This is a genomic window from Glycomyces harbinensis (genome assembly GCF_900101745.1).
Classification (GTDB): domain Bacteria; phylum Actinomycetota; class Actinomycetes; order Mycobacteriales; family Micromonosporaceae; genus Glycomyces; species Glycomyces harbinensis.
The window spans coordinates 42,937-63,352 of record NZ_FNAD01000014.1; the positions used below are offsets into that span (position 1 = coordinate 42,937).

17 protein-coding genes are annotated in these 20,416 nt (G+C 71.1%); 14 read left to right on the top strand and 3 right to left on the bottom strand.

The features are described from left to right. Window positions 1-66 precede the first annotated feature (66 nt). From BLQ63_RS20110 to BLQ63_RS20120, 3 genes are all read left to right on the top strand, one after another. A complete protein-coding gene (locus tag BLQ63_RS20110; protein WP_177155027.1) occupies window positions 67-1,446 on the top strand; it encodes a cellulase family glycosylhydrolase in 1,380 nt (459 codons plus the stop codon). Between the two features lie 81 nt (window positions 1,447-1,527). Further along, complete coding sequence (locus BLQ63_RS20115) at window positions 1,528-2,070, top strand: hypothetical protein (protein WP_091039310.1); 543 nt, start codon at window positions 1,528-1,530, stop codon at window positions 2,068-2,070. A gap of 144 nt (window positions 2,071-2,214) precedes the next feature. Then, window positions 2,215-3,357 carry a hypothetical protein gene (locus BLQ63_RS20120; RefSeq protein ID WP_091039312.1) on the top strand — a complete coding sequence of 381 codons (1,143 nt, stop codon included), beginning with the start codon at window positions 2,215-2,217 and terminating at the stop codon, window positions 3,355-3,357. Window positions 3,358-3,402: 45 nt separating this feature from the next. Here BLQ63_RS20120 and BLQ63_RS20125 read toward each other — a convergent pair whose 3' ends face one another. Then, window positions 3,403-3,867: a hypothetical protein gene (locus tag BLQ63_RS20125; protein WP_091039315.1), complete on the bottom strand. Its 465-nt coding sequence runs from the start codon at window positions 3,865-3,867 to the stop codon at window positions 3,403-3,405. A 249-nt stretch (window positions 3,868-4,116) separates the two neighbouring features. On the opposite strand from BLQ63_RS20125, the gene BLQ63_RS20130 reads away from it, so the two are divergent. From BLQ63_RS20130 to rox, 9 genes are all read left to right on the top strand, one after another. Continuing rightward, on the top strand, window positions 4,117-5,961 hold the full coding sequence (locus BLQ63_RS20130) for a choice-of-anchor M domain-containing protein (RefSeq protein ID WP_091039317.1): 1,845 nt from the start codon (window positions 4,117-4,119) through the stop codon (window positions 5,959-5,961). Between the two features lie 23 nt (window positions 5,962-5,984). Beyond that, window positions 5,985-6,623, top strand: a complete 639-nt coding sequence (locus BLQ63_RS20135) for a choice-of-anchor M domain-containing protein (protein ID WP_143015006.1) — start codon at window positions 5,985-5,987, stop codon at window positions 6,621-6,623. Between the two features lie 8 nt (window positions 6,624-6,631). Further along, a complete protein-coding gene (locus BLQ63_RS20140; RefSeq protein ID WP_091039321.1) occupies window positions 6,632-7,255 on the top strand; it encodes a choice-of-anchor M domain-containing protein in 624 nt (207 codons plus the stop codon). An 88-nt stretch (window positions 7,256-7,343) separates the two neighbouring features. Beyond that, the gene (locus tag BLQ63_RS20145; protein ID WP_091039322.1) at window positions 7,344-8,438 is read left to right on the top strand and encodes a WxL protein peptidoglycan domain-containing protein; all 1,095 of its coding nucleotides are present in this window, start codon (window positions 7,344-7,346) and stop codon (window positions 8,436-8,438) included. Then, a complete protein-coding gene (locus BLQ63_RS20150) occupies window positions 8,435-9,931 on the top strand; it encodes an anchored repeat ABC transporter, substrate-binding protein (protein ID WP_091039323.1) in 1,497 nt (498 codons plus the stop codon). Before BLQ63_RS20145 ends, BLQ63_RS20150 begins: the two co-directional genes overlap by 4 nt. Continuing rightward, window positions 9,928-11,337, top strand: a complete 1,410-nt coding sequence (locus BLQ63_RS20155) for a TIGR03773 family transporter-associated surface protein (protein WP_091039324.1) — start codon at window positions 9,928-9,930, stop codon at window positions 11,335-11,337. The genes BLQ63_RS20150 and BLQ63_RS20155 overlap by 4 nt, the downstream gene beginning before the upstream one ends. Then, window positions 11,327-12,121 carry an anchored repeat-type ABC transporter ATP-binding subunit gene (locus BLQ63_RS20160; RefSeq protein ID WP_091039325.1) on the top strand — a complete coding sequence of 265 codons (795 nt, stop codon included), beginning with the start codon at window positions 11,327-11,329 and terminating at the stop codon, window positions 12,119-12,121. Before BLQ63_RS20155 ends, BLQ63_RS20160 begins: the two co-directional genes overlap by 11 nt. After that, window positions 12,118-12,972: an anchored repeat-type ABC transporter permease subunit gene (locus BLQ63_RS20165; protein ID WP_091039326.1), complete on the top strand. Its 855-nt coding sequence runs from the start codon at window positions 12,118-12,120 to the stop codon at window positions 12,970-12,972. The genes BLQ63_RS20160 and BLQ63_RS20165 overlap by 4 nt, the downstream gene beginning before the upstream one ends. Window positions 12,973-13,189: 217 nt before the next feature. Next, window positions 13,190-14,623 carry a rifampin monooxygenase gene (gene rox / locus BLQ63_RS20170; protein ID WP_091039327.1) on the top strand — a complete coding sequence of 478 codons (1,434 nt, stop codon included), beginning with the start codon at window positions 13,190-13,192 and terminating at the stop codon, window positions 14,621-14,623. Between the two features lie 93 nt (window positions 14,624-14,716). On the opposite strand, the gene BLQ63_RS20175 is transcribed toward rox, so the two are convergent. Beyond that, entirely contained in the window at window positions 14,717-16,129 is a 1,413-nt protein-coding gene (locus BLQ63_RS20175; protein ID WP_091039328.1) for a cellulase family glycosylhydrolase, read from the bottom strand. Window positions 16,130-16,331: 202 nt separating this feature from the next. Beyond that, window positions 16,332-17,540, bottom strand: coding sequence for an ROK family transcriptional regulator (locus tag BLQ63_RS20180; protein WP_091039329.1), 1,209 nt, complete (start codon window positions 17,538-17,540; stop codon window positions 16,332-16,334). A gap of 180 nt (window positions 17,541-17,720) precedes the next feature. Here BLQ63_RS20180 and BLQ63_RS20185 point away from each other — a divergent pair, with 180 nt between their 5' ends. After that, the gene (locus tag BLQ63_RS20185; protein WP_091039330.1) at window positions 17,721-19,757 is read left to right on the top strand and encodes a glycoside hydrolase family 30 protein; all 2,037 of its coding nucleotides are present in this window, start codon (window positions 17,721-17,723) and stop codon (window positions 19,755-19,757) included. A gap of 121 nt (window positions 19,758-19,878) precedes the next feature. Then, window positions 19,879-20,325: a DUF1801 domain-containing protein gene (locus BLQ63_RS20190; protein WP_091039331.1), complete on the top strand. Its 447-nt coding sequence runs from the start codon at window positions 19,879-19,881 to the stop codon at window positions 20,323-20,325. Window positions 20,326-20,416 lie beyond the last annotated feature (91 nt).

Here is a 20,416-nt window from a genome sequence, read left to right on the forward strand (position 1 = left end):
CTTCCGCAACCCGACCGGCCGTCGCCGAGTCGGCCATCCAGGCCAGTGAAGGGCGAGGACATGCGAGTGGACCGAAGACGAAGGAGAACGGCGATCATCGGGGCGGCCGTCGCCGCGCTCGGAGCGAGCGCGCTGACGATCGTCGCGGCGCAGGGCGCCAGTGCGGCCGAGGGCTGCGAGGTCGAGTACGACGTCGTCGGCGACTGGGGCTCGGGCTTCCAGGCCAACGTCAGCATCACCGCCGACGAGCCGATCGACGGCTGGACGGTCGAATGGGACTTCACCGGCGCCGTCTCCGGCATCAGCGCCTGGAACGTCACCGGCCAGTCGCTCAACGGCTCGCACTTCGAAGCCTCCGACGCGGGATGGAACGGATCGATCGCCTCGGGCCAGACCAAGGAGGTCTTCGGCTTCACCGCGAGCGGCACCGCGGGCGACATCGTGAACGCCGCCGTCAACGGCGCCGTCTGCGGCGAAGGCGACGGCGAGCAGACCACCGAACCCGAGCCCACCGACCCGGACCCGACCGACCCGCCGCCCGCCGGCACGCCGGTGGAGCGGCACGGGCAGCTGAGCGTGTGCGGCAACAACATGTGCAATGAGGATGGACAGGAGATCCAGCTGCGCGGCGTCTCCAGCATGTGGCTGCACTGGCAGACCCAGCCCTACGCCCAGAACCTCTCGGCGCTGGAGTGGATGCGCGACAACTGGAACATCGAGGTGTTCCGCGTCGCGATGGGCGTCGAGCCCGAGGGCGCGTACCTCGACGACCCGGACGGATGGAAGGCCGAGGTCGAGACCGTCATCCAGAACGCCGCCGAGGCGGGCGTCTACGTCATCGTCGACTTCCATGCGCACCAAGCGCATCAGCACCAGTCCGAGGCGGTCGCGTTCTTCTCCGACCTGGCCGACCGCTACGGGCACCTGCCGAACGTCATCTGGGAGACGTACAACGAGCCCGAGCAGGTCTCCTGGACCGGCACGCTCAAGCCCTACCACGAGGCCGTGACCGCGGCGATCCGCGCGCAGGACCCCGACAACATCGTCGTGCTCGGCACCCCGACCTGGTCGCAGGACGTGGACGTCGCGGCCGCCAGCCCGGTGTCCGGCACGAACCTGATGTACACGCTGCACTTCTACTCGTGCACGCACGCCCAGTGGAACCGGGACAAGGCGAACACCGCGATCAACGCCGGCCTGGCCCTGTTCGTCACCGAGTGGGGCGCGAGCGCCGCCGACGGCGGCCTCGACGGGCGCGTCTGCCTCGACGAGGCGCAGCGCTGGGTCGACTGGATGGCGGCCAACCGGATCTCCTGGACCGCATGGAAACTGGACGTCGGCACCGACTCCACCAACCTCTTGTCGGACGGAGCGCCGCTCACCGGCGGCTGGGACGGCCACCTCCACGGCCACGCCCCGTTCGTCATCGCCAACCTGCCCCAGTGACGGAGCGGGCCCCGTCCGCCTCGGCGGACGGGGCCCTCAGGTCGACTAGGCTCGGCGAAGCCGACCCGCGAGGATCGATCCATGCCGACGCCTTCCCCGATCGTCGTCCGCGGCGCCGTGACCACTCTGGAGGCGCCGTGGTACGGCGACGCCGCGGCCGCCGAGATCGCCGCCGCGCTCGGTGCCGCCGGCCGCACCGCGTACACCGCGCCGGTCGGCCCCGCGACAGCCCGCCCGCGCGCGGTGCTCGACAGCTCGATCCGCCCCGAGCACTCGATCCTGTTCCTGGACGCGGGCATGGAGGTCATCACCGGCTACGACGGCGGTGAATGGGCCGGGCCCGAATGGTCGCTGTACTGGGGCACGTGGAGCCCCGCGGGCACCCTCGCCACGCCCGGCACCGGCCGCTGGTCCTTCCTCAGCCGCAGGGTCCTCACCGAGGACCGCGGGATCGGCGGCCTCGACCCCGCCAGGACGATCACGCCTATCCTCAAGCGGCTCAACGCCTTCGAGCGACCACCGGAGACGACCGAGGCGCAGCGGGCCGCCCTCGCCGACGCCCGCCGCCTCGCGATCCGGGCCCTCGAAGCGTCAGAGCACGGCGAACCCGGCGCTGCCGACTGATGCTCGACGGTGCCGACGCGCCCGCCGTGCCCCGTATCGCCGATTCGCCGCTTTCGCGCGGTGACCGGATAGGGGTTGAACACTGTCGGTGTCGAAGGGCATACTCGACTCCACGATTTCCGGAAGGGGACATCCTCTATGCCGATGACCGAGGCAGACCGAGAACGGTGGATACAGACCCTCGACGGGTTGCCCGCCGACCAGACCCCCGCGCCCGACGACCGCATCGCCGTCGAGGCGAACCTGTCGGGGTTCCTCGGCAACATGTGGTTGAACGCCACGATCCCCGAGGTCCAGGGCGTTTCGGTGGCCGAGTTGCAGATGGTCGCCGTGCAGTACTTCCTCAACCGGGCCGACGCGTACTCGGCGGCGAGCCTCGCCGCGATGACGGAGCTGGCGGAGACGCCGGGCGGGCGGCGCGCCGCGCTCAAGGCGCTCGAGCGCCTCGAGAAGCTCGGCGTCGCGGCCCCCTCCTGGTACGGCGAGGAGCTGGTGCTGGACGCGTGCTGGGAGAGCGGCGACGTGTACGGCGACTGCCGCACCTACTTCATGTCCTTCCTCGCCCCCAGCGGCGACTTCGCCCTGTCGTACACGGTGGACTACTCCGACTTCCACTTCGACATGGTCACCGCCTGCGGGCACCACCCCGACATCGAGGTGCTGCTGAGCCCCCACCGGGAGCGGAACGCGATCTTCGTCGACCGGCTGTACGTGCCGCGCCGGTGCGAGCCGCTGGAGGTCTACAAGGGCACGTTCAGGTCCCTCGACGACTGGGACATCTTCTGCGTCGGCGGCGATCCCGGCAAGCTCGACTTCAGCTATGTCGCGGTCCGCTCGATGTGGAAGGCCCGCCTGCGGATGCTCCCGCAGGTGGAGATCGATCCCGGCGAGATGGTCGCGCCCACCGACGAGGAGCAGGGGCTGCGCAACGGCGCGTTCCTCACCTATCTCATCAGCGGGAACCGCGAACTCGAAGAGCCGCACATCAAGGCGATCGACGAGATGTGCTGGTTCCACGGCTTCAACGGCTTCTCCGTCAGCCCCGTGAGCGCGTTCGTCTTCCTGGAGCGCTACCTGCCCGGGAAGTACGAGCCGGGCGACCCGGTGATCCGGGCGGTCAGGGACCTCATGCCGGACTTCGTGACCTGGGCCGCCAACGTCACCGACGTGCCGCTCGAGGCCGTGCCGCACCTGGAGTACAAGACCGGGCAGCTCCTCAAGGGCTACCCGAAGTGGAAGGCCATGAACAAGGACATCGCCCGGATTCCGCGGCCCCGCTCGCTCTGAACCGGCCGCCGCCGGAACGCGTTCCGGCCCGCCCCGGCGCGCCGCTCATCGTTCAGTCTGCCCGCCGCCCACCAGAATCCAGCTTTCGTGCTCCTCGGTGCTCACCGCGACCATCGCGGAGCGGTCCAGGCTGGACGCGATGAACCCCGGCTGCCCCGGGTAGGGGCCGAGGTCCCCGATCCTCGGGCTCCCGTCCGTCCGGACATGAAACCACGGCCTGCCCCACGCTCCCTCGCCCTCGACGCTGAGCAGGAACTCCCCGACGTCCGAGACGACGCCATTCCGGCGGGCCACCGCGACCCAGGCGTGTTCCAGGACCGCTTCCGCGGCCTCGCCCAGCGCATCCGAGATCCGTACCGAAGGTTCGGCGTCCGCCGAGACGAACACCTTCCACGCCGACCGGACCTCCTCGACGGTGCCCGCTTCACCGAGCAGCACGAGTCCGGCCCGCGCGAGCCTCTCGGCGTCCCACGCCGGCCCAGGTGCCCAGTCCGCCCCGCGTGACGTCATCCGGCTTCACCCCCTCCCGAACCGAACCCGGCACTGTCGCCGCATCGTACCGGCCGGTCCATGGCCGCGTCTGCATATGCGCATCTCCTTGGTATTCAAGGTCACTCGGGGTCCAATGTGCCCCGCTGCCTGGCCCTGGACGGCACGCGGACCCCGCCCCCCGAATTCCCACCACTCCGGACTCGATAATGACAACGATTTTCGTTACCATGAGTTGGACGCTCGCCCCCCGACCGACAAGGAACCCCGATGGCCCCCGCTCGCTCACGCCCGCGCCCGGCGCTGCTCGCCGCCGTGCTGTTGCTGCCACTGGCCTGGCCCTCCCCGGTCGCGGCCGAGCCCGTCGGCGACCGCACCCTCCTGTCCGTCGGCCACACCGACGCGATGCAGGTCTATATGGACGGCGACCGCCTCGACCTGCGCGTCAAGGACGACACCGGCGCTTCGACGCGCTACCACGACCCCGCCGACGTGCTCTTCCAAGTGCTCCCCGAGGCCGAGACGGCCATACCGGGCGGCGGCATTTGGGACTTCATCGGCGACGCCGGCGACCCGATGTGGATGCTGCCGCTCACCCAGGACCCGAACCTGCTGTGGCCGGGTTGGAGCACTGAGCCGATCGCCAAGGGGCAGTTCAAGAACGACAAGATCTCCCTGAACCTCGTCGACGTCTCCGGCCCGGGCGACGCGGTCCTGTGGACGGTGCGGAACTTCGGCGAGCCCACCCTCTTCGCCTCCTCGCGCGACGGCCTGCCCGACGCGATCCCCGTCGGCGTCCCCGCGCACGTCCACGCCTTCTGGGCGTTCACCGCCGAAGGCGCCTACACGCTCACCTGGCAGGCGACCGGCACGCTCGCGGACGGCACCGCCGTCACGACCGAGGAGGTCGAGTACCACTGGCACGTCGGCGAACTGCCCGCCGATCCCGATCCCGATCCCGACCCCGATCCGACCGACCCCGACCTCCCCGACGAATCCGACCTCGAAGGCCGCCTCGTCCTCGACGAGGGCCACGTCGACGTCCTGTCGGTCGACGACACCGAGAACGGACTCGACCTGCGCGCCAAGGACGGCACCCGCCTCCACGGCCCGGCCGACGTCTACCGCGACCCCGACGACGTGGCCTTCCACGCCGCCCCCGAATCCGAGATCGTCCTGGGGGACCAGTTCGCGAACCCCGGATACGACCAGGTCGGCGCCCCCGGCGAGACCCGCTGGCACCTCCCCGACACCCAGAAGGACGGCGTCCTCTTCGCCGGCTGGGACACCGCCGAGATCCCGACCGGCGTCCTCGCCGACGACGCGGTCGACCTGACCCTCACCGGGTTCAGCGGACCCGGCGAACTCGTCATGCTCACCGTCGACGACTTCGGCGACGCCTCCGTGAAGGTCGACACCGCCGACGCGCTGCCGCAGTCGATCGCCACCTCGGCGCGCACCCACGCCCACGCCAACTGGTTCTTCTCCGAACCCGGCGTCTACCGCCTCACCTGGCAGGCCCGAGCCGAGGCGACCGACGGGACCACGCTGTCGTCGCCGCCCCGGGACTACCTCTTCGTCGTCGGCGAACGGCCCGACGGCGGCGACCCCGACCCGGACCCGGTCCTGGAGAACACCCAGACCATCACCGCCGAACTCGACACCGACACCGGCGGCCTGGTCCTCAGCGTCGACCCGGCCGACCGCACCGTCACCCTCCCGGCGATGACCCTCAGCCCCGACGCCACCCGCTGGTCCACCGCGGGCGACCTGCGACCGGTCACCGTCACCGACACCCGCTCGGCCGACCCCGGATGGAACGCCACCGCGCAGGTCTCGGCCTTCGTCTCCGGGGAAGACCAGCTGCCGGGCTCCCACCTCGGCTGGCTTCCGACCCTCACTTCCAAAGGCGCCGAACAGACCGTGAACCCCGGCCCGGCCGTCGAAGGCCTCCTCGACGGCGGCCCCGGCCTCGCCACCTCTCAACTGCTCGCCTCCGCCGCCTCCGGCGCGGGCACCGGCACCGCAGTGCTCCAGGCCGACCTGTTCCTGGACCTGCCCACCGACGTCGAGTCCGGGACCTACACCGCACTCGTCACGTTCACCGCAATCTGAAGCACCCGAAAGGAACTCCCACCTTGCGCACCATCGTGAAGTACGCCGCCGCCGCGGCCGCCGCCGCAGCGGCCCTGGCCACCGCCGCCGCCCCGGCGACCGCCCAAGGCTCCACCCTCACCGTCCTCTCCGAAGGCCACGTCGACGCGTTCGGCATCGCCTACGAGGACGGCGCCCTCGACCTCCACGTCCACGACGAGGAGAACGACGCCGAACACGCCCCCTCCGACGTCCTCCTCGCCGTCAACCGCGAGGCCAAGACCACCGCACCCGCCGGCTACGACTTCCTGGACGACGGCGACGCCGACGTCTGGATCCTCCCCGACACCCACGTCGAAGGCCTCCTCTTCCCCGGTTGGGCCACCGAGGAGATCGCCCCCGGCGACTTCGCCGACGACACCCTCACCATCACCGTCCACGACGCCTGGGGCGACGTCGACCTCTACACCGTCGACGACCTCGGCGACCCCACCGTCCTCTTCGACTCGGACCAGGGCCCGGGCTCCTGGGACGTCACCGCCGGCGGCCACGGCCACCTGAACTGGGCCTTCGGCGAGGCCGGCCTCTACAAGCTCACCGTCGAGGCCGAAGGCGAACTCGCCGCCACCGGCGAGACCGTGTCGACCGGCGAGGTCGACTACTGGTTCTGGGTCGAGAAGTAGGAGTCCCCATGCGCAGCACCGCGATCAAACTCGGCGCCGTCCTCGGCGCGGCCCTCGCCCTGGCCTTCGCCGGCCAGGCCCAAGCGGCCACGACCATCGGCTCCGGCCATGTGGACGTGCTCGCCTTCTCCTACGACGACACGGCGAACGCCCTCGACATCAACGTCCACGACGAGGCCGCCGCCACCACCTACGAAGCCGCCGACGTGGTCTTCGACGTCCACTCCGGCCACCTCGTCAACCGCCCCGGCGCGCTGGCCTGCAAGCTCGACGCCGGCGACAACTGGGTCCTCCCGCGCACCCAGACCACCGGCCTGATCTGGGCCGGCTGGAGCACCGAGGACCTCACGCTCGCGGACTTCGGCGGCAGCCTGAACGCCGAACTCGTCGACGCGGTCACCCCGGCCGGCGGGAACGCCTCGGTCTACGACGCCACCACCGGCGTCGTCCGCTTCCACACCGACCCCGCCTGCAACGCCTCCGGCACCGCCATCACCGAATCCCACCACCACCCGACCTGGGTGTTCACCGAACCCGGAACGTACGAACTCACGTTCCAGGTCACCGGCACCCACGCCGTCGACGGCGCGGTGACCTCCCCGGAGATCACCTACACCTTCGACGTCGGCTAGACCGCTCCTCCCCAGATAGGGGCGGCCCCACCACTCGGCGAGCGCCGAGCAGGCCGGGGCCGCCCCGCCCCCGACCCGAGAGACCCCCGTGAGACGACCCGCCCTGACCACCGCCGCGCTGGCGACCCTCCTCGTCGCGAGTCCCGCAGCAGCCCAAGAGGACACCGATCCCGCACCCGCCACATGGGGCGTCAACCCGTCCGGTCGGGACGGACCCGACGGCCGCGCCGCCTTCGACTACGCCCTCGACCCCGGCGAGACCGTCATCGACTTCGTGGGCGTCTCGAACTTCTCGACCGAACCGATCACGTTGCGCCTGTACGCCTCCGACGCCTACACCACCGAGACCGGCGCCTTCGACCTCCTGCCCGCCGACGAGGAGCCGCTCGACGTCGGCTCCTGGATCGGCTTCAACGAGGAGACGCTCACCATCGAGCCGCAGACCCGCCTCGACGTGCCCTTCGCGCTCACCGTGCCCGCCGACGCGACCCCCGGCGACCACGTCGGCGGCATCGTCGCGGCGGTGACCGAGGAGGCCGCCGACGCCGAAGGCGGCGACGTCCTCGTCGAACGGCGCGTCGGCGCCCGCGTCCACCTGCGCGTCTCCGGCGAACTGGACCCCGGCCTCGCGCCCGACACGGAGGACGCGACCTACCACTACGAGTGGAACCCGATCGAACCCGGCTCGCTGACCTTCGACTACACCGTCGAGAACACCGGCAACGTCCGGCTCCAAGGCGAACTCGTCGCCCGCATCGGCGGCCCCTGGGACCTCCTCGAACGGGAGGTCGTCATCGCCGAACTCCCGCAGATCCTCCCCGGCGACACCTTCGAGGGCACCGCCGACATCGACGGCGTCTGGCCGCTCGCCCGACTCGACCTGCGGCTCGACGTCAGGCCCGAGGCCGTCGACGCGGCCGACCTCGAATCCCGGCTCCCCTCCCGCAGCGACGAGACCGCCCTCTGGGCCCCGCCCTGGCCGCAGGCCGCCGTCGCCGCCGCGCTGCTCCTGCTGATCCGGATCGTCCTCAGAATCCGCAAACGCAAGCGCCGCAGGGCACTCGAATCCGATCCAGATCCGCGAGCCGCCGAATCCGCGGAACCGGACCCAACCGCAACCGGCGACGCCGATGACGTCCCGATCGCCGAGGACCCGCACCCCAAGGAGACCGCCACCTCATGAAGCGATTCCGCGCCCTCGCCGCGCTGGCGGCCCCCCTCCTCGCCGCGACCGCCTGCACCGGCGCCGCCGGCGCCGACGGGCTCCAAGTCGTCGTCACCACCGAGATCATCAAGGACTGGACCGAGATCATCGGCGGCGACCGGGTCGAGGTCGAGAGCATCGTCCCCGCCGGCGGCGACCCGCACTCCTACGAGCCCAGCCCGAACGACGCCGCCACCGTCGCCCGCGCCGACCTCGCCTTCACCAACCACCTGCTGCTCGAGGAACACGCGCTCATCAAGCTGTTCGACTCCAACGTCCCCGAGGACGCCCCCAACATCTCCCTCGCCGAGAACGCCGAACCCTACGGCGCCAAGCTCATCCCACTGGTCGAAGACGTCGGCCTCGACGTGATCTGGCTCGGGTTCGGCGTGCGCGGCGAGACCGAGACCCGCTCGGCCGAGATCGACATCCGCCTCACCGGGGCCACCGGGCCGGGCGCCGTGGCCATGTTCCTCACCGACGCCTTCGGCACCCCGGAGATCTACTGGAACACCGCCGACGGCATCGACCAGGCCGATGCGATCACCCTGCCTCCCGAGGCGCACACCCACGTCAACTGGACCTTCACCGAACCGGGCGTGTACGAGCTGACCACTGCGGCGACCGTTCACGACGACGGGCGGACCACCGAGATCGGCGAGGCCGCCTTCAGCTTCGCCGTCGGCGTCAACCCCCGCGAGGTCCGCGCGGGCGCCACGGTCCTCGACAGCGGCCACACCGACCTCACCGCCGACCTCGACACCGGGTCCTTCGTCGTCCGCGACGACGAGCGCGGCGACCTCGACCCGGCCGAGGTGGTCATCGACGTGCCCACCCGCTCCATCGAGGAGATCCCCGACGCCGAGGCGTTCGCGTTCCTCGGCGAACCCGGCCAGGAGCTGTACCAGCTCCCGCAGGCCGTCCTCGGCAAGCACGTCCACGGCGAGATCGACCCGCACCTGTGGCAGAACGTCGACAACGCCAAGGCCTACGCGGAGGTCATCGCGAACGCCCTCATCGAGACCGATCCCGAAGGCCGCGAGACCTACGAGGCCAACCGCGACGCCTACCTCGCCGAACTCGACGGGCTCGACGCCGAGGTCGCCGCCGCGATCGACTCGATCCCCGAACCCGACCGGCAGCTCATCACCACCCATGACGCCTTCGGCTACCTCGCCGACCGCTACGGGATGCAGATCGCCGGGTTCGTCGTCCCCAACCCGGCGGCCGAACCCAGCGCCAAGCAGGTCGAGCAGCTGACCGAGACCATCGCCGACCTCGACGTCAAGGCCGTGTTCGTGGAACCGAACCTCCACGCCCGCGCCAGCGTCCTGCGCCAGGTCGCCGAAGACCAGGGCGTCCAGGTGTGCACCCTGCACGGCGACGCACTGCCCGAAGATTCACCAACCTATGTGGACATGATGCGGCAGAACGCCGCGGAGCTGAGCCGCTGCCTGGGAGGAACCTCATGAGACACCGCACACCGCTGACCGCGGCCGCCAGTGCCGCCCTCGCGCTCGGCCTGTGGGCGGCCCCCGCCGAAGCCCAAGCGCCCGAGGGGATCGCCGCGTTCGAGACCGACGGCGGCACTCTCGCCGTCACCGCCCCGTCCGAGCTCGCGACGCTGCCCGCGCTCGTCCCCGAACGCGAGGACTTCGCGTTCCTCGGCGACGCCGGCGACCTCGTCTGGGTCGCGGGCACCGTCGACGGCACCACCTACCCGACCCTCGACGCCTCCGCCGCCGACGGCGACCTCACCCTCGGACTCGACAAGGTCGAAGGCCCCGGCGACGCCTGGCTCTACACCTTCACCGGCCCCGGCCTGGCCCGACCGCTGGCCTCCACCGCGGACGGCGACACCTTCGACCTCGCGGCGGGCACCACCGCCGTCGTCGTCCTGGCGGTCGATGAACCCGGCGACTACACGATCGAGCTCCGCGCCCGACAGGACGCGTCCGGCCACGGCTCCACGCCCACCGGACACGCCCAGACCGCCGCCGCGACCGCCGTGACCACCTACGCGCTCACCGCCGAAGAGACCACCACCGAGGAAGCGGCCCTCATCGCCGCCGACCCCGCCGGCGACGGCAACGCGCAGGCCGCGGCCTCGTGCGAGGTCATCGCCGACGGCCACATCGACGTCGGACCCCGATTCGTCGACGGCGAATGGACCGTGCAGCTGCGCGACGACCGCGCCTCCGAATCGGTCTGGCGCGACCTCGAGGACGTCGTCCTCCAGGTCCCCGACACCGCCCTGTTCCCCATCCCCGAAGGCGACTACGGCTTCCTGGGCGAACCCGGCCAGGAGATCTACATGCTCCCGCAGGTCCAGGCCCCCGGGATCGTATGGCCCGGTTGGAACACGCAGGACGCCTCCGTCATCGAAGCCGTCCCCGGACCGGTCGACTGGAACCTCCAGGCCGTCGACGGCCCCGGCGCGTTCACCCTCTTCCTCACCGGCACCTTCGGCGGCGCCGAAGTCCTCTTCGACTCCTCCCAGACCCTCCCGCAGACCATCGCGGTCCCCGAGAACACCCACGCGCACGGCAACTTCACCTTCGCCGAGGCCGGCGTCTACCGCCTCACCGCCGAGTTCACCGCCACCACCGCCGACGGCGAGACCGTGAGCGACACCAAGGACCTCCAACTCGCCGTCGGCGACGCCACCGACCCGAACGAAGCCTGCTCGGGCGACGGCTCCGGCTCCGGCGACTCCGACGACGTCGGCAAGGACGACGACGGCGGCTTCCTGCCCACCACCGGCACCGGCTGGCTCCTGTGGGGCCTCGGCGCCGCCGCCATCGCCGTCGTCGTCGGCGCGGTCATCATGGCCGCCACCCGCAAGCGCCGCTCGACGGAGGACGCCGATGCGAGCTGACGACACCCGCACCGACGGCCTCCGCATCGACGGCCTCTCGGTGAGCCTCGGCGGCCGCCCGGTCCTCGACGGCGTCGACCTCGCCGTCGCCACCGGTGAGACCGTCGGCCTCATCGGACCCAACGGCGCCGGCAAGACCACGCTCCTGCGCGCCGTCCTCGGCCTCATCCGACCCGACGCCGGCACCGTCGCCACCGGCCCCGGCCGACCCGGCTACGTCCCGCAGAAGCACGAGTTCACCTGGGACTTCCCGATCACCGTCCACGGCGCGATCCTCAACGCCCGCACCAGCACCCGCCGGCTCGACCGATTCACCGCCCGCCGAGCGGGCCGAGCCTCCAAGCCCGGTCGCGGGGGAGGACCGGCCGACCGCGAGGCCGCCGCCGAAGCCCTCGAACGCGTCGGCCTCACCGACCTCGCGGGACGCCCCGTCGGCGAGCTCTCCGGCGGCCAGCGCCAGCGCGTCCTCGTGGCCCGCGCCCTCGCCCGCCGACCCCGGCTCCTCCTGCTCGACGAGCCCTTCACCGGCGTCGACGTCCCCACCCAGGAACTCCTGACCGGCCTGCTGACCCGGCTTGCCGAGGAGGGCACCGCGATCCTCATGACCACCCACGACCTGGCCCAGGCCCGCGCCACCTGCACGCGCATCTGCCTGCTCAACCGCACCGTCGTCGCCGACGGCGCCCCCGAGGACCTCACCGACCCCGACCTGTGGCTGCGCGCCTTCGGCGTCGCGGCCTCGGGCGAGCTCAAGGCGCTCCTCGCCGGAACGGAGTCCACATGATCGAATGGCTCACCGAACCGTGGACCCACGTGTTCATGCAGCGCGCCTTCGCCGTCGCCGTCATGTCCGCGGTCGTGTGCGTCGCGGTGGGGGCCTTCGTGGTCCTGCGCGGCATGGCCTTCATCGGCGACGCCGTCGCGCACGCGGTCTTCCCCGGCGTCGCGATCGGCTTCGTCCTGAACATCAACCTGTCCTTGTCCGGCGCGGTCGCGGGCGTGGCGACCGCGCTGGCGATCGTCCTCATCAGCCAGACGCGAAGACTCAAGGAGGACACGGTGATCGGGATCTTCTGGGCCGCCGCGTTCGGCCTGGGGATCGTGGTCGTCTCCACGCAGTCGTCCTACACCGGCGACCTCGCCTCGTTCCTGTTCGGGCAGATCCTCGCGCTCGACGACGGCGACGTGGTCCTGGTCGGGGCGGTGGGCGCCGTGCTCGTGCTGGCGACGTTCCTGCTGCGCCGCCAGCTCATCGCCGTCAGCCTCGACCGCGAGACCGCCCGCGCCTCGGGCCTGCCGGTGCTCGCGCTCGACATCGCCCTCTACGTCATGGTCACCGTGGCGATCGTGATCGCGCTCCAGGCCGTCGGGAACATCCTGGTGCTGGCCCTGCTGGTGACGCCCGCCGCCGCGGCGCGGCTGGTCACCGACCGGCTCGGCCCGATGGTCCTGGCCGGGTGCGCGGTGGCCGCGTTCGGAGCGGTGGCCGGGCTGTACCTGTCCTTCTACTACAACCTCGCGGCCGGAGGGCTCATCGTCCTGGTGATCACCGGGGTGTTCCTCCTGGCGTGGCTGTTCGCGCCCCGGCACGGCGTCATCGCCCGCTTGACGGGACGGCGCAGGGCGGCCGCCTGAGGGTTCACCGGGCCGTCGCCCGATTCCGAGCCGGAAAGGACTGGACGCGCCGATGCCCGCGCTTGTAGCTTGGACCGGACCGTGACACCGCCCGAGGAGGTGAGACCCATGAACGCTGTATCGACGTGGGTGCTCCCCTTCTCGTCACGGCCGGGCGATTGACGCAGGTCTCGCCGGGAGCGCCCCGAACCTGAGGCACTCCCGAAAGGCAACACCAATGAACGCTTCGACCGACGTGATCATCGCCGGATGCGGGCCGACCGGCGCGATGCTCGCCGCCGAGCTGCGGCTGCACGGCATACGGGTACTGGTCCTGGAGAAGGACACCGAACCCGCCTCCTTCGTCCGCATCGTAGGCCTGCACATCCGCAGCCTCGAACTGATGGCGATGCGCGGACTGCTCGACCGCCTGCTCGCACAGGGGCGGCGGCGCCCGGCCGGCGGATTCTTCGCCGCCATCGGCGCACCCGCGCCCGAGCACCTGGACTCCGCGCACGCCTACCTGCTGGGCATCCCGCAGCCGGTCGTCGTCGACCTCCTCGAAACACATGCGGTCCAGTCGGGCGCGCAGGTCCGGCACGGCGTCGCGGTGGCCGCTTTCGAGCAGGACGACGAGGGCGTGACCGTCGAGCTGGCCGACGGCGAACGCCTGCGGTCGCGCTATCTCGTCGGCTGCGACGGCGCCCGCAGCACGGTGCGCAAACGGCTCGGCGTCGGCTTCCCCGGCGAACCCTCGCGGACCGAGACCCTGATGGGGGAGTTGGAGGTCGCCGCGCCGCAGGAGGAGATCGCCGCCAAGGTCGCCGAGGTCCAGGAGACCGACAGGAGTTTCAGCCTCACGCCCTTCGGCGGAGGGGCCTACCGCGTCGTCGTCTCCGCCGCGGGCGTCGGCGACCGCGCGCAGCCGCCCACCCTCGAGGACTTCAAGCGGCGGCTCCGCGCCGTCGCCGGAACCGATTTCGGCGTGCACTCCCCGCGCTGGCTGTCGCGCTTCGGGGACGCGACCAGGCTGGCCGAACGCTACCGGGTCGGGCGGGTGCTGCTGGCCGGCGATGCGGCGCACCTCCATCCGCCCATCGGCGGGCAGGGCCTGAACCTGGGCGTTCAGGACGCCTTCAACCTCGGCTGGAAGCTGGCCGCGCAGATCCGCGGCTGGGCGCCCGACACGCTGCTGGACTCCTATGAGTCCGAACGCCATCCGGTTGCCGAGGAGGTGCTGGACAACACCCGCGCGCAGATGGAGCTGCTGTCCGCCGGGCCGGGTCCGCGGGCGGTGCGCCGGCTGCTCACCGAGTTGATCGCCTTCGAGGAGGTGAACCGGCGCCTGATCGAGAAGATCACCGCGATCGGCATCCGCTACGACTTCGGGGAGGGCCCCGACCTGCTCGGCCGCCGCATGCGCGACATCGACGTGGACGAGGGCCGCCTCTACGACCGCATGTACCGCGGCCGCGGTCTGCTGCTGGACCGCACCGGGCGCCTGACCGTCGGCGGCTGGTCGGACCGGGTCGATCTCCTCGCGGATGCCGCTGCGGCACTGGAGGTCCCGTGCGTCCTGCTGCGCCCCGACGGCCACGTCGCCTGGATCGGCGACGATCAGCGGGACCTGGACGAGCACCTCTCCCGATGGTTCGGCGAGCCCGCCCGCTGATTCGGCCCGGCTCCCACCGGCGGAAGCCGACCGCCGCCGGTCCTCTTTGGGAGCGGCGGCGGACGGTCCGGCTCGGACCGTCCGCCGCCTCGATCACGGCCGGTCGGCCAGGAGTTCCCTGATGCCTTCGCCGTAGCCCGAAGGCGTGCCGTCCCAGTCGGTGATCAGGCCCGGCATGTCGCAGCTGGGGTACCAGCTCCAGGCCGTCCAGCCGATCCCCCGGGAGTCGGCCCAGGTCGCGAGGGCGTCGCTGAAGTCGTGATCGCAGTCGTCCTCGCCGAACTCGGCGAACATCGTCGGCACCTGCGCGGCGATCGGCGCGACGTCGGCGTCCCAGCAGGCCTGCGTGTTGCAGCCGGTGGTCTCGTAGACGTGGACGCTGGCGACGATGTTCCCCTCGGGGTCGGTCGGCATGTGGTCGAGGTAGCCCCCGCAGCCGTTGCCCCACCCGTTGCAGGTGACGACCACCGGCTGGGTCGCGCCGGTCGAGCGGACGGCGTCGACGAGGTCCTGCATGCCGGCGGCCTCCCAGCCGTCCACCGTGCAGCCGTCCCTCCAGCATTCGTCGGTGATGTCGTGCGGTTCGTTGTACAGGTCGTACAGGACCGCCGGGTTGTCCTTGAACTGCCCGGCCACCGACTCCCAGAAGTCGACGGAGTGGTCCATGTTGGCCATCTTCTGCTGGCCTTCGGCCTGCTCGGTGCCGTGCGCGCTCCAGTGCAGGTCGAGGATGACGTAGACCCCGGCCTCGGTCAGGCGCGTGACCCAGTCGCCGATGAAGTCGCGGTAGGCCTGCCCGCCCCACTCCTCGGAGACCCCGTTGATGCCGAGCCAGCACTGCTCGTTCATCGGCACTCGGACCGTGTTGGGGTTCCAGGAGACGATGGCCTCGATCGCGGCGTCGTCGACCGGACCGTCCACGAAGCCCCAGCCGTGGATGCACGGCCACTCGGTGCCGGTGCGGTTGAAGCCGTTGAGCACCACCGTCTCGCCTTCGGCGTTGACGAGCGTGTCGCCGTCGACGCTGAGGGCGCTCGGCGTGCCGCCGGGCGGTTCGGGGTCGGTGGGCGTCTCGGTGGGTTCACCCTGCTCGCCGCAGGCGACGCCGTTGACGGTGACCGCGGTCGGGCTTTCGGTGGGGCCCGAGCCGATGAAGCCGAAGACCTCGCGGGTCTGCCCGGCGGCGATGGAGCCGTTCCAGCCGACGTCGGTGCCGGAGAAGGCGCCGCCGGTCTGGCTCCAGTCGACGTTCCAGGCGCTGGTGACGGTGGTGCCTTCGGGGAAGGTCCACTCGACGTCCCAGCCCTCGATCGCCTCGTCCGAGGTGATGGCCACGCTCGCTTGGAATCCCGAGCCCCAGGAGCCGACCACGCGGTAGTCGACCTCGCAGCCTTCCGCGGCCGCGGCCTGATTCGCCGTGGCGACGCCGAGCGCCGCGGCGACCATGGCGGTCGTCGCGGCCGCCGTGAACGCCAGGCGTCTTCGATTGCTTCTCGTGATCGGCATGTTTCGCGTCCTTTCTAACCTCGAAAAGGAAGCGCTCCCAACGCGTTTCGGTCACGGTGCCCACCTGCGTCCCACCGAACTGCGGAAGCGATCCTATGGCTAACTTTACTGGATAAATTTACTACTGCAATCGACACATGTCGATAGATCTACAACGACGATCTTCCAAGCCGCCTCCGGCGACCTGCGGCTTGCGCGCGGTTCAGATCGCGGCCCAGTCGCCCACGGTGGGGGACTCGAGCCGGTTGCGGAGCACGACCACGGCGCCGCCGATGGCGGCCGCCTCGGTGAGGTTGTCGGCCAGCTCCACCCGCGTGCCGTGGACGTGGCGCATGAACACCGATTCGTCCAGCACCTGCTGGACCGCGTCCCGGTAGACCGCCCCGGTCTCGGCGAAGGCGCTCCCGGCGAGGACGACCCGCCCGATGTCGAACAGGTTCACCAGCGAGACCGTCGCGATCGACAGTCGCTGCGCCGAAAGGAGGATGAGCGCGGCGGCGTCGGGGTCGCCGGCGATCGCGGCCCGCCCGACGCTCGAGAAGTCGCTGAGCGGATCCCTGCCGAGCCCGAGCCGCGCGACCAGCTCCGGGTTCGCCGCCGCCTGCCGCGCGATGGCGGTCGGACTGGCGACGTTGTCGACGCATCCCCTGTTGCCGCAGTCGCATCGGGGCCCGGTCGCGTCGACGGAGATGTGCCCCAGTTCGAGGCCGTTCGAGGTCGATCCGCGGTACGGATGTCCGTCGATGATGAGTCCGGAACCGATGCCGCCCGACATGAAGACGACGGCGAAGCTCGACGCCGAGTCCCCCCGCGCCTGCAGCCCGATGCCCGCGGCGGTGGCGTCGTTCTCGATGACGACGGGCAGGCCCGTCAGGTCAGCCAGCGTCGCCGCGACCGGAAACCGGAGCCACTCCGGCGTCGGCTGCGGCGTGAGCAGGACGCCCGCTTCGCGATCCTGCGGTCCGTGCGTGGCCAGGCCGATGCCGAGCACGTTCGAGCGGTCGATGGACGCGGCGTCCAGCATGGACCGCACCGTCTCGGCGAACTCGGCGAGCACCTCGCGGGGCCGCCGCTCGCCCGGTCCCGGCATCTCCCGCCGCGCCACGATGCGCCCGGCCAGGTCGACCACGACCCCCACCGAGGCGAACCGGTCGAACTGGATGCCGACCTGGTAGTGGGCCTCGGGCTGCAGTTCGAGGAGCCGCCGCGGCTTGCCGCCGTTGGAGCGCGCGGTCCCGACCTCGTGCACGAATCCCATCGCCAGCAGCTTGCGGACCGCGCGCGTCATGGTGGCCTGCGTCAGCCCCGTCGCCTCGGCCAGCTCCACACGGCTGACCGTCGTGCGCTCCCGGATGATGTCGAGCACCGCGGCCAGCGTCGGTACGCGAGTGCCCGAACCGAACGATCGCAATGCGGCCTCCTTGCGGGACGCCCCCGTCGGGCGGCGGTGGTTGCGGATCACAGTACTTGAGGCGCTCGAGATGATCGAGCGCGATCATCTCCGGGCCCACCGACCTGAGACGCCGCTTGCGATCCATTACTTACTTAGCTAAATTTAGTACGTTAAGAATTTAGCGTCGAAGGGGAAGACATGGATGCGTTCGCGTCGGTTCGGGTCATCGAGCTGCGGTCGGGGTCGCGTGACGCGCGGTTCGACGGCATCGGGGCGGTGAACGGCGGCGGGGCGACCTCGGTGCTGTTCAAGGACTATCCCGAGCCGCAGCGCGGCCAGATCCTCGATCTGGTGTTCGCGCCGAAGTTCGGCGCGTCGGTGAGCGCCATGCTCGTCGAGGTCCCCGGCGACGGCAACGCGACCCAGGGGTCCATGCCCAGCCACATGCACGCCCGCGACGACCTCGAGTCCCACCGCGGCTACACCTGGTGGATCATGCGGGAGGCCAAGCGCCGCAACCCGGACCTCAGCCTCGACGCCGTGGCGTGGAGCGCGCCGGGCTGGATCGGCGACGGCGAGTTCTGGTCGCAGGACATGGCCGACTACTACGTCTCCTGGCTTCGCCTCCTGCGCGACGTCCACGGCCTCGAACTCGACGCCATCGGCTGCCGCAACGAGAAGGGCGTGAGCATCGAGTTCGCCAAGCGGCTCAAGGCGACCCTCGACCAGGCCGGGTTCGGATCGGTGGCCCTGCACGCCTTCGACAACTGGCCCGACGACAAGTTCGACTTCATCGAGGACCTCAAGCGGGACCCGGAGGCGGCCGAGGCGATCGACGTCGTCGGCGTCCACGTCATGTACGGCGGCGAAGGCTCGGGCTCCACGCCCGAGGCGCGCGCCTGGGCCGCCGAGGCCGGCAAGCCCATCTGGAACACCGAGGACCACGTCTACCGCCCCGGCTTCGACTGCCTCATCGGCATCGTCGAGTGCTTCAACGAGAACTACCTGGTCCACGGCGCCACGAAGGTCGTGCTCTGGTACGACGTCGCCGGCGTCTACCCGGTCGAGCCCTATTCGGAAGAGCCGGCGATGGTCCTCGCCCGCGAACCCTGGAGCGGCCACTACGCGATCCGCGAGGCGCTGTGGGGCTACGCCCACTACGGACAGTTCACCGAACTCGGCTGGACCTACCTCCACGACGCCTCGACGCTCCTGGACGGCGGCGGCAGCGTCGTCGCGCTCCGCTCGCCCGAAGGCGACTTCAGCCTCATCGCCGAGACCAAGGACGCCGCGGGGCCGCAGCGGGTGCGCCTGCGCATCGGCGACGGCCTCTCCTCGGCGCCGCTGACCGTGTGGCGCAGCGACGCGACCGAGCAGTTCGTCCACGACGGCCACCTCGAAGCGGTCGGCGGCGAGATCGAGATCGAACTCGCCCCCGACTCGGTCTACTCGCTGTCGACCACGACCGGCCAGCGCAAGGGCGGCTTCGACGACGTGCCCGCCAGCGAGCCGTTCCCCTTCCCATACAGGGACACCTTCGCCGGCTACGCCGATCCCGCGTCGCGCGGCTTCCTGCCCCGCTACACCGCCGACATCGCCGGCGCCTTCGAACTCGTCCCCGCGCCCGACGGCGACGGCGCCTGCCTCCGGCAGGTCGTCCCGGCCCCGACCCTGTCCTGGGCCCCCGATTGGCGGCCCTACACGATCCTCGGCGACGAGGATTGGACCGACTACGAGGTCGGCGTCCGGGTCCGGCTCGAGGCGGGGGAGCGCGCCGCGGTCATGGGCCGCGTCAACCACGTCGGCACCGGCTACGGGTTCATCCCCAAGTGCTACCTGTTCGAACTCGGCGGGGACGGCTCCTGCCGGCTGGTGAGCGTCAACGGCAAGGAGGACAAGGCCGAACCGGTCGGCGACGCCGAGCAGCAGGCCATCATCGCCGCCGCGAACGAGCGGGACCCGGGCGGCGAGCACATCCTCGCCCAGGCCGTCGTCGCGCCGTCCCGGCAGTGGCGCCGCATCGCCCTCCGCTTCGAGGGCACCCGCATCACCGCCCTCGTGGACGGCGAGGCGGTCCTGACCGCCGACGATCCCACCCATGCGAACGGCATGGCGGGCCTGCTGGCCGCCACCGAACCCTCCTACAGCACACCCCACTTCGCGGATCTGATCGTCAAGGCCGTCGGCACCGAGGACCCCGAGCCCATCACCGACACGGCGGTCCCCTTGTACTGATGCGGCCGGACCGCTCGCAACGAGCTCCCAGCCCGGATCGATCAGGAATCGAGAAGTCCCCGCGCCGTGCCGCCGATATCGTGAATCCGGTATCACCGCAGACAGCGACCGAGGAGGACGCATGAGCGACACGGCGACCGGGGGGTTCTCGCCCGAAGAGCGCGCCGCGATGAAGGCGCGCGCCAAGGAGGTCAAGGCCGAGGCGAAGGGGGGCCGGGGCGCCGAGAAGGCCGCCGCCGACGAGGCCGCGGTCCTGACGGCCATCGCCGAGATGGCCGCGCCGGACGACGCCCTCGCGGCGCGCGTGCACGAGCTCGTCACGACCGCGGCCCCGTCCCTGTCCCCGAAGCTGTGGTACGGCCAGCCCGCCTACGCCAAGGACGGGAAGGTCGTCTGCTTCTTCCGCTCGGGCCTGAAGGACAAGGAACGCTACTCGTCGCTCGGGTTCAGCGCCGAGGCGCGGCTGGACGACGACAGCGGCCTGTGGCCGACGGCCTATGCCGTGACCGAGCTGACCGCGAAGGCCGAGGCGCAGATCAGCGCCCTGGTCAAGAAGGCCGCGGGCTGAAGCGGTCTCGAGAGGCCCCGGACGGACGGTACCGTCCGTCCGCGACCCGGAACCGGCTCTGAGGCGATAATCGGAGTCCCCGACCGCCTAT